This window comes from Burkholderia sp. Bp9140 (genome assembly GCF_003853425.1).
Taxonomy (GTDB): Bacteria; Pseudomonadota; Gammaproteobacteria; order Burkholderiales; family Burkholderiaceae; genus Burkholderia.
The window spans coordinates 35,883-49,565 of the sequence record NZ_QTPQ01000015.1 but is presented as its reverse complement, the minus strand read 5'-3'; the positions used below and the strand labels follow the sequence as shown (position 1 = coordinate 49,565).

Annotated in this window: 12 protein-coding genes; 9 read left to right on the top strand and 3 right to left on the bottom strand. The window is 63.3% G+C overall.

Annotation, left to right across the window (positions count from 1 at the left end; all coding sequences use genetic code 11):
• Nucleotides 1-54: 54 nt before the first annotated feature.
• From DIE21_RS14480 to DIE21_RS14470, 3 genes are all read left to right on the top strand, one after another.
• Nucleotides 55-1,122, top strand: coding sequence for an aromatic ring-hydroxylating dioxygenase subunit alpha (locus DIE21_RS14480; protein ID WP_124498336.1), 1,068 nt, complete (start codon nucleotides 55-57; stop codon nucleotides 1,120-1,122).
• Nucleotides 1,123-1,245: 123 nt separating this feature from the next.
• Nucleotides 1,246-2,094 (top strand): S-formylglutathione hydrolase, encoded by an 849-nt coding sequence (gene fghA / locus DIE21_RS14475; protein WP_124498335.1) that lies wholly within the window; start codon nucleotides 1,246-1,248, stop codon nucleotides 2,092-2,094.
• 569 nt (nucleotides 2,095-2,663) lie between these two features.
• Nucleotides 2,664-3,749 carry a porin gene (locus tag DIE21_RS14470; RefSeq protein WP_124498334.1) on the top strand — a complete coding sequence of 362 codons (1,086 nt, stop codon included), beginning with the start codon at nucleotides 2,664-2,666 and terminating at the stop codon, nucleotides 3,747-3,749.
• Between the two features lie 79 nt (nucleotides 3,750-3,828).
• Here DIE21_RS14470 and DIE21_RS14465 read toward each other — a convergent pair whose 3' ends face one another.
• A complete protein-coding gene (locus tag DIE21_RS14465; RefSeq protein ID WP_185642772.1) occupies nucleotides 3,829-4,767 on the bottom strand; it encodes a LysR family transcriptional regulator in 939 nt (312 codons plus the stop codon).
• Nucleotides 4,768-4,867: 100 nt separating this feature from the next.
• Between DIE21_RS14465 and DIE21_RS14460 the strand changes: the two genes are divergently transcribed.
• A complete protein-coding gene (locus DIE21_RS14460) occupies nucleotides 4,868-5,920 on the top strand; it encodes an aromatic ring-hydroxylating dioxygenase subunit alpha (protein ID WP_124498333.1) in 1,053 nt (350 codons plus the stop codon).
• Nucleotides 5,921-6,110: 190 nt separating this feature from the next.
• Here the strand turns inward: DIE21_RS14460 and DIE21_RS14455 are convergent, their stop codons facing one another.
• Nucleotides 6,111-6,899, bottom strand: a complete 789-nt coding sequence (locus DIE21_RS14455) for a FadR/GntR family transcriptional regulator (protein ID WP_260432488.1) — start codon at nucleotides 6,897-6,899, stop codon at nucleotides 6,111-6,113.
• Nucleotides 6,900-7,110: 211 nt separating this feature from the next.
• Here DIE21_RS14455 and DIE21_RS14450 point away from each other — a divergent pair, with 211 nt between their 5' ends.
• From DIE21_RS14450 to DIE21_RS14430, 5 genes are all read left to right on the top strand, one after another.
• Nucleotides 7,111-7,686 (top strand): YceI family protein, encoded by a 576-nt coding sequence (locus tag DIE21_RS14450; protein WP_124498332.1) that lies wholly within the window; start codon nucleotides 7,111-7,113, stop codon nucleotides 7,684-7,686.
• Between the two features lie 138 nt (nucleotides 7,687-7,824).
• The gene (locus tag DIE21_RS14445) at nucleotides 7,825-8,829 is read left to right on the top strand and encodes an ornithine cyclodeaminase family protein (RefSeq protein ID WP_124498331.1); all 1,005 of its coding nucleotides are present in this window, start codon (nucleotides 7,825-7,827) and stop codon (nucleotides 8,827-8,829) included.
• A gap of 51 nt (nucleotides 8,830-8,880) precedes the next feature.
• The gene (locus DIE21_RS14440; RefSeq protein ID WP_124498330.1) at nucleotides 8,881-9,891 is read left to right on the top strand and encodes a dihydrodipicolinate synthase family protein; all 1,011 of its coding nucleotides are present in this window, start codon (nucleotides 8,881-8,883) and stop codon (nucleotides 9,889-9,891) included.
• A 10-nt stretch (nucleotides 9,892-9,901) separates the two neighbouring features.
• Nucleotides 9,902-11,371 (top strand): NAD-dependent succinate-semialdehyde dehydrogenase, encoded by a 1,470-nt coding sequence (locus tag DIE21_RS14435; RefSeq protein ID WP_124498329.1) that lies wholly within the window; start codon nucleotides 9,902-9,904, stop codon nucleotides 11,369-11,371.
• Between the two features lie 270 nt (nucleotides 11,372-11,641).
• The gene (locus DIE21_RS14430; RefSeq protein WP_124498328.1) at nucleotides 11,642-12,343 is read left to right on the top strand and encodes a TetR/AcrR family transcriptional regulator; all 702 of its coding nucleotides are present in this window, start codon (nucleotides 11,642-11,644) and stop codon (nucleotides 12,341-12,343) included.
• Nucleotides 12,344-12,482: 139 nt separating this feature from the next.
• On the opposite strand, the gene DIE21_RS14425 is transcribed toward DIE21_RS14430, so the two are convergent.
• Complete coding sequence (locus DIE21_RS14425; protein WP_185642771.1) at nucleotides 12,483-13,604, bottom strand: aromatic ring-hydroxylating dioxygenase subunit alpha; 1,122 nt, start codon at nucleotides 13,602-13,604, stop codon at nucleotides 12,483-12,485.
• Nucleotides 13,605-13,683: the final 79 nt, after the last annotated feature.

Genomic DNA, 13,683 nt, shown 5'->3' with positions numbered 1-13,683 from the left:
CAGCGGTGTGCCCGGACCGCCGCCGTTGGCTCATGCATGGCTAGAGGAGACAACATGGATTACCTGCTCAACACGTGGTACATGGCGGCCTGGGATAGCGAACTCGAAAAGGGCGCGTTGCTGGCGAGAAGGCTGCTCGACCAGCCGGTCGTGATGTTCCGTGACGCCGCGAACGTGCCGCACGCGCTGTACGATCGCTGCCCGCACCGCTTCGCGCCATTGTCCTGCGGGCGTCTTCTGGCTGACAGAGGCGTGGTGCAATGTGGCTACCACGGACTGCAGTTCGATGGGGCCGGGCAGTGCGTACACAATCCTCATGGCGACGGCAGGATCCCGGCTGCCGCGACGGTACGTTCGTATCCGCTCGTCGAGCGATACAGCGTGCTGTGGATCTGGATGGGCGATCCAGCCCGCGCCGATCCGGCCAGCATCCCGGATTTCTCGTGCATGGATCCCGAGTGCTGGTACGTCGGCAAGGCGTACCTTCGGCCGCGTGCGAACTACCGGCTCGAGGTCGACAATATTCTCGACCTGTCACACATCGAATTCCTGCATCCCGATTCGCTGGGCAGCGATTCCGTCAAGCACGCACAGACTGAAGTACGCCAGGACGGAGAGGAGGTCTGGTCGCTGCGTTTCATCCACAACGAAGTCCTGCCCGATGCGGCTTGCGATCAGTTCGGCGTTCCGCGTGGCCTGCGTGTCGACCGCTGGCTCGACGTCAGGTGGAGCGCCCCGTCAAACCTGCTGCTGCTGGGTGGCGCAGCGCCTGTCGGGCGACCCCGGAACGAATCCGTCGGACTCCTGTTCAATAATCCACATCTGTTCACGCCGGAGACGCAGAGCACGTCGCATTACTGGTTTTCGATGTGTGTGCCGAAGGACGGCGGCACACATGGCGAGCAAATCGCGGCGAGCGTTGTCGAGTCGTTTGCGGCCACGTTCGACAGGGAGGACACGCCGATGCTGGAGAAACAGCAGGAGTCGATCGGCGAGCAGGATTTCTGGTCGCTCAAGCCGGTACTGCTGGTTGGCGATGCCGCGGCCGTTCGCGTCCGCCGCCTGCTGGACAGGCAGATCGAGGCCGAGCTGGCGCAACGACAGGCGCAGGCGGCGAACTGAAAGACGGGAAGCGTTCGGCTGGCGCGCCGCCGCGCGCGCATCGGGCGCACACGACCCGGGCGCAGCCGATTCCAGGAATGGCGAATCGATTCGCCCGGTCGTCCTCCATTAAAGGAAAGCGCAATGCTCGAATTGATCGAGTCGCACGGTTCGCACGGCGGCACGCAATGCATCTACAGGCATCAGTCGGAGGCCATCGGTCTGCCGATGCGCTTCTCGGTTTTCCTGCCGAAAGAGGCGACAGGCAGGAAGGTACCGGCGCTGTTCTTTCTGGCCGGATTGACCTGTACCGAAGAGACGTTTCCGATCAAGGGCGGCGCGCAGCGCTACGCGGCGCAACACGGCATTGCGCTCATCGCGCCCGATACTAGCCCGCGCGGTGCGGGCGTGCCGGGCGAGTCGGCATCATGGGACTTTGGCGCTAGCGCGAGCTTCTACGTCGACGCGACTCGGGATCCGTGGTCGAAGCACTACAGGATGTATTCGTACGTGCGGGACGAGTTGCGCGAGACGGCGATCGGCGCGTTGCCCATCGATGGCGCACGCCTTGGCATCTTCGGCCATTCGATGGGAGGTCACGGCGCATTGGTGCTGGCGCTGCGCAATCCGGAGATCTATCGGTCGGTGTCGGCGTTCGCACCGATTGCGGCGCCGACCCGCTGTCCGTGGGGCGAGAAGGCGTTCAGCGGCTATCTCGGCGCCGATCGTGACGCTTGGAAGCAATACGATGCGAGCGAGCTCGTGGGCAACGCGCGGCACCGGTTCCGTGAGGGCATCCTGATCGATCAGGGGCTGGCAGACCAGTTTCTCGCGCAACAACTGAACCCTGACGTGTTCGAACGCGCGTGCGAAGTCGCACATCAGCCGCTTGCACTGCGTCGTCAAGAAGGTTACGACCATGGATTTTTCTTCGTCCAGAGCTTCATGGAAGATCACATTCTTCACCACGCACGCATCCTGCAGGCGGGATAAGTTTCGGGTGCCCGCGCACATCGTCAACCGGGCGCGGGTGACTTTTACCGGCCCGTTTGGCCGACCGCCATCCCTTCGGGCAAGAGTGGATGGAGTTGCACTGTCATCGATACCAGTGATTCATTGCGGGATGCCGGCGCACGGCGTCAGCGGCGTGCGTGGAGATTTACGTCGCGGCTCGCGTGCGTTCTGCAACGGAGCTGTCGCGGTTTGGTCGGGATTATCACTTAAATTAAATACGATTCGATAAGTATAGAAAATAGAAGATTTTTCTGAAGATGGCAGGATGTGAAGCAGGGAAAACGCGATTGTTAGGCGGCGATCATCGGCATATTATGATACTTGACGTATCGATATTTTGGTTGCCGGATCGATGATGGAGGAAGGTCTCGGCTTGCGCTGAAAAGCAACTGCGGTGCCGGGGAGCGTGCTGTCCGAATCGGGGGGCGAGCGCTCGAGAAGAACGCGGCATCTCGTTTCAATTTGATGTCTGACAGTCGTAAGTACTGTCGCAAGTACTTCGTAATACGAAGTGTTTTTTGTTTATAGAATAAATCAAGGAGACAGTCATGTACCGGAGGTGCGTTTTCAGGGCGACGACCGCAGTAGCGTCGAGCCTTCTTTTTGCGGTATCGGCCCATGCGCAAAGCAGCGTTACGCTGTACGGAATTGCGGATACCGGCATCCTCTATCTCAGTAAAACGATGAACCTGGCGACCGGGGGAAATGCAGGGAAGTTCGTCGGTTTTCAGAACGGCGGGATTGCTCCTGCGATCTTCGGCCTGACCGGCACCGAGGACCTGGGCGGAGGGCTGCAGGCGGTATTCAAGCTTGAGAGCGGCATCGGCTTCTCCAATGGCGGTTTCAGCAACGGAAACGGAAATTTGTTCGGCCGAGAAGCCTATGTCGGGCTGAAGGGCGGGTTCGGCGAAGTGAAGGCGGGCCTGCAGTTTTCTCCATTTTTCCTCGCTACGTGGGCGCTGGATCCGCGTGTCTTCTCGGAGTTCGGCAGCGTCCTGGCCATCTATTCCAACAACGTCAGTGTGACGGGTTCGTTCAGCTCGAATGCGATCTCGTATACGAGCCCGGTACTGGCCGGCTTCCAGGGCAGCGCGATGTTCTCGTTCGGCGGCGTGGCCGGCAATTTCCAGTCGGGCCGCCAGTACTCGGCACGCTTGAAGTATGAGTGGGGCGGATTGACGGTTGACGCCGCCTTTTTCGACAGCAATGCAGGCGGATCGGTTATCACGGTCCCGGCCGGAAACGTGCCGTATGTCGGGCGGGTGATCGGTGCCGCCTACAAGTTTGGCCCGGTCACCGCGAAGGCATCGTTCGAAAGCTTCAAGGTTCAGGGCGGGGCGACCAACAACGTGTACGGTGGCGGTGTCGATTACTTCGCTTTGCCGCAGTTGGATCTCAATGCGGGCGTCTGGTATGTCAGCGATCGCAACGATTCATCGAACCATTCGCTGATGGGTGTGGTCGGCGCGACATATTTCCTGTCGAAACGTACTGGCGTGTATGCGCAGGCCGGCCTCGTCAACAATCACGGGAAGGCAAATCTGGGCCTGACGCCAGGCGCCGGAGTGGCGTCCCTTTTTGCGCCCGCAGGGACGACCACCGGGGCCACCGTCGGGATCATGCACATGTTCTGATCGCTCGTGCGCATGGCCGGTCACGCGTTGTCGCGGGCCGGCCATCGCCGCGCCGCGTCCATTGCATGCGTTCCGTCACCTACGAACCGCCGTCGATATCCGGGTAGTGGTCGAACGTCTGCTTGATGATCCCGCGTAGCCACATGTTTGCGGAATCGTTGTGAAAGCGCGGATGCCAGTGTTGTCGCAGTGCGAATGGAGGCAGCGGCACGGGAGGCGGGATGATCCTGACCGTGCCGAGTTTCGCGAAGACGTTTGCGAGCTCGAGCGGCACCGTCGCAATCAGGTCCGGCTGCGCATCGATCAGGTGCGGCACGACCAGAAAGTGCGGCGTTGTCAGAAAGACATTCCGTTTGATGCCGTATTCCTCGAACGCACTATCGTAGGCGGCGCTTGCGCGGCCCGTCAGCGAAACGACGATCTGCGGCGCACGCTCGAACTGCGCGCGGCTGATCGTTCTGCCGATGGCCTTGTTGTGCACGCTGACCATCGTGACGAACGTGTGCAGAAAGAGTTGCTGCTGGTACAGGCCGTCGGGGGCGGCACGCACGGAGCCGAGCGCGAGATCGGCATCGCCCGCGGCAAGCGTGGCCTCGATGTCCTCCAGGGGCACCTGGACCGAGCGCACCGAGCAGTATGGCGCGACTTCCCGCAGGCGCCGCACGAGCGGTGGCAGGAAGACGAGTTCCCCCATGTCCGTCATGCATATCACGAACATCCGCCGTGCCGTGGCGGGATCGAAGCTCGCCTGCGAGAGGACGCGCTCCCTCAATGCCGTCATCACCTCCGTGATCGTCACGCCCAGCTGCGTGGCCTTTTGCGTGGGTTCCATGCCCGTGGGCGTCTTGACGAACAGCGGATCCTCGAAAAACGTCCTCAGGCGATTGAGCGCATGACTCATGGCACCCTGGGACAAGCCGACTTCCGCCGCCGCGCGGGTGACACTCCGCTCGCGAAGCATCGCATCGAACAGCACGAGCAGATTCAGATCGAGATCACGTATATGTGCGGCATGCATAGATCGAATTAATCCCATTAGGTTGCTGCATCACGGATCCGATTCTATCGTTATGGCGCGATGTGCAACAGCACGTCCTACAACACACAGGAGACAAGCGATGTTCATCCGCAATACGTGGTACGTGGCCGCGTGGTCGCACGAGGTGGAAGGCGACAAGCTGTTTTCCCGCACCATCATCAATACGCCGGTGATGCTGTACCGCAAGGAGTCCGGCGACGTGATCGCGCTCGCGGACCGCTGCTGCCATCGTGGTGCGCCGCTGTCGCTCGGCCGACGCGAAGGCGACTGCGTGCGATGCATGTACCACGGACTGAAGTTCGACAGTCAGGGCACGTGCATCGAGGCGCCGGCTCAGGAGAGAATCCCGCCGCACGCGAAGGTGAGGCAGTTTCCCGTAGTGGAGCAGCACCGCTGGATCTGGATCTGGATGGGCGAGCCCGAACTGGCCGATCCGTCCACGATTCCCGACACCCACTGGGTCGACGATCCGCAATGGCGTTCGCTGCCCGGCTACATTCACTACGACGTCAACTACCTGCTGATCTGCGATAACCTGCTGGATTTTTCGCATCTGCCCTATGTCCATCCGACGACGCTGGGCGGCGGGGAGGATTACGCCGCGGTGCGGCCGAAGGTGGAGCGGATCAAGGATGGCGTACGCATTACGCGCTGGACGCTGGACACCGCGCCGCCGCCGTTCGTGAAAGCGGTGCGTGACTGGCCGGGCAACGTCGACCGCTGGAATATCTACGATTTCACGATTCCCGCCATCCTGCGCATGGACTCAGGCATGGCGCCCGTCGGAACCGGCGCGCCGGAGGGGACGCGCGTGGACGCCGCGGAATTCCACGGTTGCCAGGCGCTCACGCCGGAGACGGAGGGCTCGACCCACTACTTCTTCGCGCATCCCCACAATTTTTCGCTCGACAGGCCGGAAGTCACACGCTCCATCCATCAGGCGGTCGTGGATGCATTCGATGAGGATCGCGAAATGGTGAGTGCGCAGCACCGCAATCTTGTGCTCGATCCCGGCTTCAAGATGATGCCGTTCGGTATCGACGCCGCGCTCTCGCAGTTTCGCTGGGCCGTCAACCAGCGGCTCGAAGCAGAGCGCGCGGACGCGGCGCAGAAGCGCGAGACGACCGCGTAGCGGACCAGGCGCACGGTGGCCCCCGCCGGTGATCGCGCGGGAACCACCGGAAACCGCGGGCCGGCACAGGATTGCCGCGATGCGGATGCCAGTGCGGCCTGCTCCGCGGCCGCCGGCTCAAGAGCGCGATCCAGGCGGAACGATTCGCGTCGTGACGACCAGACCGCGCGCGCCGCCGAAGCGCGTCGTACTAGCGCAAGCCGAACAGCCTCGTTCTCACCGAGCGCAGATGTTCGCGCATCAACTGTTCCGCGCGCGCCGGGTTGTGCGTGCGGATTGCGTCGACAAGCTGCCGGTGTTCGTCGTCGGTATCGTGCCGAGGGCCTGTCTGCGACGAGAACACCTCTTCCATGCGCGCATCCAGATTGAGATGCACCTGCACCCGCATCGTGTCGTAGAGCATCAACAGCAGCGCGTTATGCGTCGATTGTGCGATGAGGCGGTGCAGGTGCTCGTCCAGCCGTTTCCACGGCATGAACGGCTCGATCGCGGCCATGTCGGCGAGGCACTGCGTCATCGCCGCGACGTCGGCGGCCGTCGCGTGTACTGCCGCCTGCGCGGCGAGCTGGGGCTCCAGCACGAGACGTGCGTCCATGATGTCGTCGACGCTGATGGACGAAGACCATGTCTCGTCATCCGGCTTGACGTGCTTCGGGCCGACGAAGGTGCCCTTGCCGACATGTCGCCAGATGACGCCCTCGTCTTCGAGCCTTTTCAGCACCGTGCGCAGCCGTCCGCGCGAAACGCCCAACGCTTCGCTGAGCTTCGGTTCCGGGGGCAGGCGCAGGTCGCCGCTCGTCGCGACGTGGCCCTCGATGTACTCGCGCAGTCGCAGCACATCGTCATCGATCAGGTTCGTTTGTACAGACATATTCTCCGCCTTCCGCGCCGGAAGGCTCGTTGGTCCGGCGGTGGCTGCGGCCAGTGCTTGGCCGCGTGCTCGATCGTGCCGGTTCGCGGCGACGCGGCCGCGATGCATGGGTGTCAGCGGATTGGTGCGCGGTTGAACGCATCAATTGGCGACTCATTATGCCTGAAGGGCCTTTCTGTCGCTATTGATGGCTAGGGTATACACGTAAAGTACAAATCAATTGCAAAGAAGATATGCATCAATGGTTGCATTGATGTTTTCTCGCGGTTAGCATGGCGTCAAGATGAATAGCCCGGTGTGACCGGGTTGGAGACGCCGCATGTTGAACTTCCTGCTGCCGTTCCTGCGCAATGCCGCTGTCGTCGAGCCGGACTCGGCGGCGCGCCCGGCATGGTCCTTCGAGGCCGCGCATACCCACATCAGCTTTTCGGTCCGCCACCTCGGCCTCACGTGTACGCCGGGAATATTCCGGCGCTTCGATGCGCAACTGGCGTTCGACGACGAGCACGTCGACGCATCGCGGGTGTCGTTCGACATCGACGCTGCGTCCATCGACACGGCTTTCGACCTGCGCGACGAACACTTGCGTGGCACCGACTGGCTGCACGCCGACGTGCATCCGAAGATCGTGTTCGTCTCCCGTTCGGTGCGGCAGTTCGACGGCCGCCAGTACGCGATCGACGGGGACCTCACGATCCGCGGCATCACGCTGCCGGTGTTGTTCGACGCGACGCTGATCGATCGCGCGGTGAATCCGTGGACGCGACATCCCGTGGTCGGATTCGAAGCGACGGCAAACATCAGTCGCAGCGCTTACGGCATGGACGCGATCCCTCACGCGCTGTCGGACAACGTGCGACTGAAGATCGCGACCGAAATCACGCGAGCGCCGTGATCCGGGTGCTGTCGGACGCCTGGATGACATGCGGCGACTCCGCGGCCCGGTACCCATCCATCGTTCTCGAGCCGGTCGCGCATCGATCGCCCGCCGCGTGACGGGCCGAGCCCCTCAAGCCAACTTCCGGTACTGCATATGACCCACTCTTCGTTTGCACCCGTGTTCGTGTCCAGCGAGGCCGCACGCTCCGTTTTCGCCTGGAAGGACGCGATCCGCGCCCTTCAGTCGGCCTACGGCCAATCCATTCCGCCCAGGAGCACGCCGCCGCGGACGGTCGCAGTCGCCGGCAAGACGTGGCTGCGCACGCTGCCGGCCGTCCCCGTGGGGAGCCGCTACTACGGGGCCAAGGTCATGGGCATGGCGATGGGTGCGAAAGCGCCCGGCGTCGAATACGTGATCGTGCTGTTCGACCAGGAAACCAGCCGCATCGCGGCGTTCGTCGACGGCAACCTCGTCACGGGTTTTCGCACGGCAGCCACTTCCGCCGCGGCGCTCGACCGGCTTGCGCCCGCGAAAGCCGCACGTCTGGCGGTCCTCGGCAGCGGACTCGAAGCATCGATGCACACGCGCGCCATTGCCGCCGTGCGGAACCTGACCGAGGTCGTCGTGTTCAGTCCGACGCCTGAACGCAGAGCGGCATTCGCGGAGGCCGTCACGCGCGATGTCGGCGTGCCCGCGCGCGGCGTGGCCTCCGCGCGGGAAGCGGTCGAAGGAGCCGATCTCGTGCTGGCCGCGGCGCGTTCGCGTGACGAGCAGCCGATCCTGTTCGGCGACTGGTTGCAGCCTGGCGCAACCGTCGTCTCCATCGGCTCGACGATTCCCGAGCAGCGAGAGATCGACGTCTCGGTCGTCGCCCGCAGCGACATCATCGTGTGCGACATGCTCGAGGAGGTGCTCGAGGAGACGGGCGACATGCTCGCCGCGCACAAGGCGGGTGTCGCGTTTCACGACAAGTCGTTCAGCCTCGCGGATCTGCTCGCGGGCGCGCTCGACGATCGGCTGAAAGATGCGCGGACCCGCATGTACAAATCGGTCGGCGGCGGCCTGCAGGACATCGTGGTTGCCGGGCTGATCCTCGACAAGGCGATCGACGCGGGGCTCGCCACGACGTTGCCGATCGAATTCGACACCAAGCGCTAGGCGCGCAGCTGATGCGACACCGAACATCCCGCAGACTACAAGGAGCACTGCATGGCCCGCTACACCAAGAAGGAAGCGCGCGAATGGGCGCGTGAGCATCTCGTTGGCGTTGCCAACGTGACCCTGCCGACGATGACGTCGGACTTCAAGCGCATCAACGAAAAGGCCGTACGCCACGATGTCGAGCTGGCCATCCAGCACGGTTTTGTCGGCTCGCTGTCGTGTTCGGAAGTCGCGATCACGCTCGAGCAGTACGGCGAGTTTTGCGACATCATGGCCGACCAGGCGTCCGGTCGCCTCGTGGTCGTTCATCACGCGGTATTCAACACGCTCGAGGACAACATCGAGGCGATCCGCCGTGTCGAGGCGGCAGGCGCCGACCTCGTGCTGCTCGGCTACCCTCCGTACTTCTATCCGAAGTCGTACGACGAAGTGTTCGAGTACACGCGGAAGATCTGCGACGCAACCAGCCTCGGCGTGATCATTTTCCCGCTGCCCGCATGGGGCTTCTCGCGTCTGCATCCGGCCGACATTCCGGTGCCCGTGCTGCGCCGCATGGTCGACGAAATCCCCAACGTCGTCGCGATCAAGGCCGAAGGCGGCTATCCGAACTTCATGTCCGCGATCGAGGTGCATCGCGAGTTCCACAAGGAGGTGGTGATCTCGTCACCGCTCGAGCATGAATTCGTGCCGCTTGCCCAGGTGATGGACATTCCGTTCTGCGGCACCAACTACACGGCCTATTACGGCCCCGTCATGCCGAAGATCTTCAAGCTCATTCAGGCGGGCGAATTCGACGAGGCGACCCAGCTTTGGTACAGGATCGATCCGGCGCGCAAGGCCTTCGCCGGTCTGCCGATGGCGCCCAGTGGCCTCCTCAACCGCATGGCCTGGAAGTATCAAGGGTGGCTGCAAGGGTACAACGGCGGGCCGCTGCCGCATCCGACGCAGCGCATTTACCAGCGCGACATGGCGTCGCTGCGCAAAGGGCAGGAGGCGGCCGGCCTGCATCCGACAACCGATCCGGACGAGGCTTTCTTCGTCGGTCGCAACCCCGCGTGAAGGAGGCTTCATGAACGAACCCGTCAAGCTTCCGCTGAAGGATGCCGGCCTGCTGCGCCAGGCGATGCTGATCGATGGCGAATGGGTGCAGGCCGACAGCGGCCAGACCCTGGAGGTGCGCAATCCGGCGACCGGCGAGCTCGTCGCGCGCGTGCCCAATGGCGGCGCGGCCGAGACGCGGCGCGCCGTTGCCGCGGCCGAACGTGCGATGCAAGGCTGGCGCAAGACGCTGGCGAAGGAACGCGCGAAGGTGTTGCGGACCCTGTACGACCTGATGCTGGCCAACGTCGACGACCTGGCGCTCATCATGACGGCCGAGCAGGGCAAGCCGCTGGTCGAATCGCGCGGAGAGATCCTGTACGCCGCGGGCTTCATCGAGTGGTTCTCCGAAGAAGCGAAGCGGGTCTACGGCGACATCATCCCGCAGAACGTCGATGGCCGGCGAATCCTGGCACAGAAGACCCCGATCGGCGTTTTCGCGGCGATCACGCCGTGGAACTTTCCTTCGGCCATGATTACCCGCAAGGCGGGCCCCGGCTGGGCCGTCGGCTGCGCCGGCGTGATCAAGCCCGCCAGCCAGACGCCGCTTTCCGCGCTGGCGCTGGCCGTGCTGGCGGAGCGCGCGGGCTTGCCGCCGGGCGTGTGCAACGTCGTCACCGGCTCGGCTCGCGCGATCGGCGGCGAACTGACGTCGAACCCGGTGGTCCGCAAGGTTTCGTTCACGGGCTCGACCGAGGTCGGGGCGCAATTGCTCGCGCAATGCGCACCGACCATCAAGAAGACGAGCATGGAGCTGGGCGGCAATGCACCGCTGATCGTCTTCGACGATGCCGACCTCGATGCCGCGGTGAAGGGCGCCCTTGCAGCAAAGTATCGCAACGCCGGTCAGGCTTGTGTCGCGGCGAACCGGATCCTGGTGCAATCCGGCGTGTACGAGACGTTCGCGGCGAAGCTCGCCGCCGCTTCCTCCGAACTGAAAGTCGGCAACGGCATGGATGCGGGCGTGGTTCAGGGGCCGCTCATCAATGAGGACGCGGTCCGGAAGGTCGAAGAGCATATCGGCGATGCGCTGTCGAAGGGCGCGCGCGTGCTGGCGGGCGGCAAGCGCCACGCGCTGGGCGGATTCTTCTTCGAGCCGACGGTGTTGGCCGACGTCCCGGCGAACGCGTTGATCTTCCGCGACGAGACGTTCGGCCCGATCGCGCCGCTGTTCCGGTTCGAAACAGAAGACGAGGCGATCGCGCTCGCCAACGACACGCCTTTCGGCTTGGCATCGTACGTGTTCGCGCGCGATGTGGGCCGGATCTTCCGCGTGGTCGATCAACTCGAATTTGGCATGGTGGGCGTCAATGAAGGGCTGATCTCGACGGAAGTGGCGCCGTTCGGTGGCGTCAAGGCATCCGGACTGGGGCGCGAGGGATCGAAGTATGGTGTCGACGACTATCTCGAGATCAAGTACGTCGCCTTGGGCGGCCTTTGAGTGAAACGCCCGGCTCACGGCGCCCGGCGGGGCGCCGCGGTCGCCACGGCGTTGGCGTCGATACGGTATCCGGCCGCTGATCGACGTTCCTCCACGGTGTGGGTCGCAGGCTGGAAATCGACCCTCCCGGCAAGGCGCGCGGGCGGTCGTCGCGGGGCGACGGCCGCTCCGTTCCATGACGACCTGTTTTCGTGTCGCGCGCGAATTAAGGTACGAGCTGTCTTATAATTGAGCGATACCGTTCGCGGCATACGTCAACACGGGACGCCAATGAAGACAAACACTCCGCTTTCCGTTCCCGCACCGGCCGTCGAGCGCGGCGTGGGCAGGCCACGCAGCGAAGAAACCCGCACGCAGATTCTCGCGGCGACGGTTCGTCTGCTCCAGAACAACACCATTCAGTCGATTTCCATCGAAGCGATCGCCAGGGAAGCCGGGGTTGGAAAGGCGACCATCTACCGCTGGTGGGACTCCAAGGCGCTGGTCGTGATCGATGCGTTCATGGAGCATCACATCGTCAAGACGCCGATGCCGCACGATCTGCCGCCCGGCGAAGCAATTGCGGTGCATCTGATGTCGCTGATTCGCGAGTATTCGGGATGGTCCGGCCGGATCGTCGCGCAGATCATCGCCGAGGGGCAGTCCGATCCCGCGGTCCTGCGCGAATTCCGCGAGCGGTTCCATTACGGGCGTCGGGCGCTCGTGAGGGAAATGCTCGAGGCATGGCGCAGTGCCTCGCGCATTCCGGCGCCGCCCAATATCGAGACCCTCGCCGAGCTGTTGTATGCGCCGGTCTACATGCGTTTGCTGGTCGGCAACGGTCCGCTCGACGAGCATTTCGCGCGTGAGCACATCAGCTATGTCTTCACGTTGCTTGGTGTCGACATGCCGGAAGCACTCCATGCGGGTGCACGTCAGAAAAAGCAAAAGCCTGCGGCGAAAAGAGCGCCGGTCGGTGCGCGCCAGGCCTGACCACGACCCTCGTCGATGAGTCGTACGTGATTGCGGCGGACGGAGCCATCGTTTCGCCGGGCGGGCGGCGAAGGGGCAAGGCCGGTGGCTCCGCGTCTCGCGGATTCATGCATGCGCCCGGGACGATGTCCCGGGCTGCTTACTCGGACGGCTGAAGGAGATGGGTGCGTCCGCTCGAACCCGCGCCCGCCGCTTGTCCCCTGCGCTTCAAGTACTTGCGCATTTCAACGGACGCACGGTCGCTGGCAACCGAAATTTCGAAGAATGGGTTGTCGGCCTTGCGAAGCGTATCCTCGAGCAGCTCGAGCGCCTGCACGTCTTCCCTGAACGCGACAAAGAGCCGCTCATGCATGAGTTGCGTCATTGCCTCGTCGTCGAGCTCGAAGTCCCGACAGTGGACGATGAAGTAGTGTGTCGATTCCTGGCTTTCCGGCGTGGGCAAGTGCAGCGTCTTGATCGTGAAAGGCGTCCGCTCGGCGGCGGGCAGGGCGCTTTCGTAGAAAGTGACCTGCACCTCGTGCAGACCCGGCGACACGAATGTCGACGTGGCGATTCGCGCGGCTGTCGAACTGGAGATCCCGGTCGGTTCCGCCCAGACCGGTGGCAACGTGGTCGGAACGACATGGCGTTTGACGGCATAGCGCCCTTCCTCGACAGATGTTTCAAACGCCGCCTTGGCATAGTCCGGCGTGCCGAAGCTCTTCGCATGCACGTAGGTCAGATGCGTCAGGTCCAGGAGATTCTCGTGCAGGCTCACATAGTTGCCGCGCAGACGCAGATACCCGTCCGATAGTGCCCATCCGGAACGATCAAGCGATGCCTCGGAGGGTGGCTCCGTTCGCGGCTCGGAGGCCGGATCCATGTAAATCCAGACCAGCGGGCCGATTTCCCGTACCGGATAACGATGTACGCCAAGCCCCCGGGGGCAACGCTCCTGTGAGGGGACCTCGACGAGGTCACCATTCGCGTCGTAGCGAAAGCCGTGGTATCCGCAGATGACGGTATCGTCTTCGAGCGTGCCCGCCGACAGCGGATACGAGCGATGAACGCAACGGTCGTCGAGTGCGACGACCTGTCCTTCACGCGTTCTGTAGAGGACGACCTGTTTGCCCAACAGTGTCCGGGGCAGCAGCGCCCTGCCGATTTCAGAAGATCGTGCCGCCACGTACCATTCATCGAACACGAATGGCGTATCGCGGTTCGCCATGCTGCCGGCGCTCGCCTGCGCGGCGGAAATCACTGCTTGGGTGGGTTTTGTCATCGTCTTCCCCTCATCGTGCGAAACGTGAAAAAAAAGCGGCGCGATTCGCATCCGTTGGCAAATCGGCGCGCGAGCGAAT

Coding starts and splice junctions, on each gene's coding strand:
- DIE21_RS14430 (WP_124498328.1), top strand. CDS start 11,642: ATGAAGACAAACACTCCGCTTTCCGTTCCCGCACCGGCCGTCGAGCGC.
- DIE21_RS14445 (WP_124498331.1), top strand. CDS start 7,825: ATGACCCACTCTTCGTTTGCACCCGTGTTCGTGTCCAGCGAGGCCGCA.
- DIE21_RS14470 (WP_124498334.1), top strand. CDS start 2,664: ATGTACCGGAGGTGCGTTTTCAGGGCGACGACCGCAGTAGCGTCGAGC.
- DIE21_RS14465 (WP_185642772.1), bottom strand. CDS start 4,767: ATGCATGCCGCACATATACGTGATCTCGATCTGAATCTGCTCGTGCTG.
- DIE21_RS14455 (WP_260432488.1), bottom strand. CDS start 6,899: ATGCATCGCGGCCGCGTCGCCGCGAACCGGCACGATCGAGCACGCGGC.
- DIE21_RS14435 (WP_124498329.1), top strand. CDS start 9,902: ATGAACGAACCCGTCAAGCTTCCGCTGAAGGATGCCGGCCTGCTGCGC.
- DIE21_RS14440 (WP_124498330.1), top strand. CDS start 8,881: ATGGCCCGCTACACCAAGAAGGAAGCGCGCGAATGGGCGCGTGAGCAT.
- DIE21_RS14480 (WP_124498336.1), top strand. CDS start 55: ATGGATTACCTGCTCAACACGTGGTACATGGCGGCCTGGGATAGCGAA.
- fghA (WP_124498335.1), top strand. CDS start 1,246: ATGCTCGAATTGATCGAGTCGCACGGTTCGCACGGCGGCACGCAATGC.
- DIE21_RS14450 (WP_124498332.1), top strand. CDS start 7,111: ATGTTGAACTTCCTGCTGCCGTTCCTGCGCAATGCCGCTGTCGTCGAG.
- DIE21_RS14425 (WP_185642771.1), bottom strand. CDS start 13,604: ATGACAAAACCCACCCAAGCAGTGATTTCCGCCGCGCAGGCGAGCGCC.
- DIE21_RS14460 (WP_124498333.1), top strand. CDS start 4,868: ATGTTCATCCGCAATACGTGGTACGTGGCCGCGTGGTCGCACGAGGTG.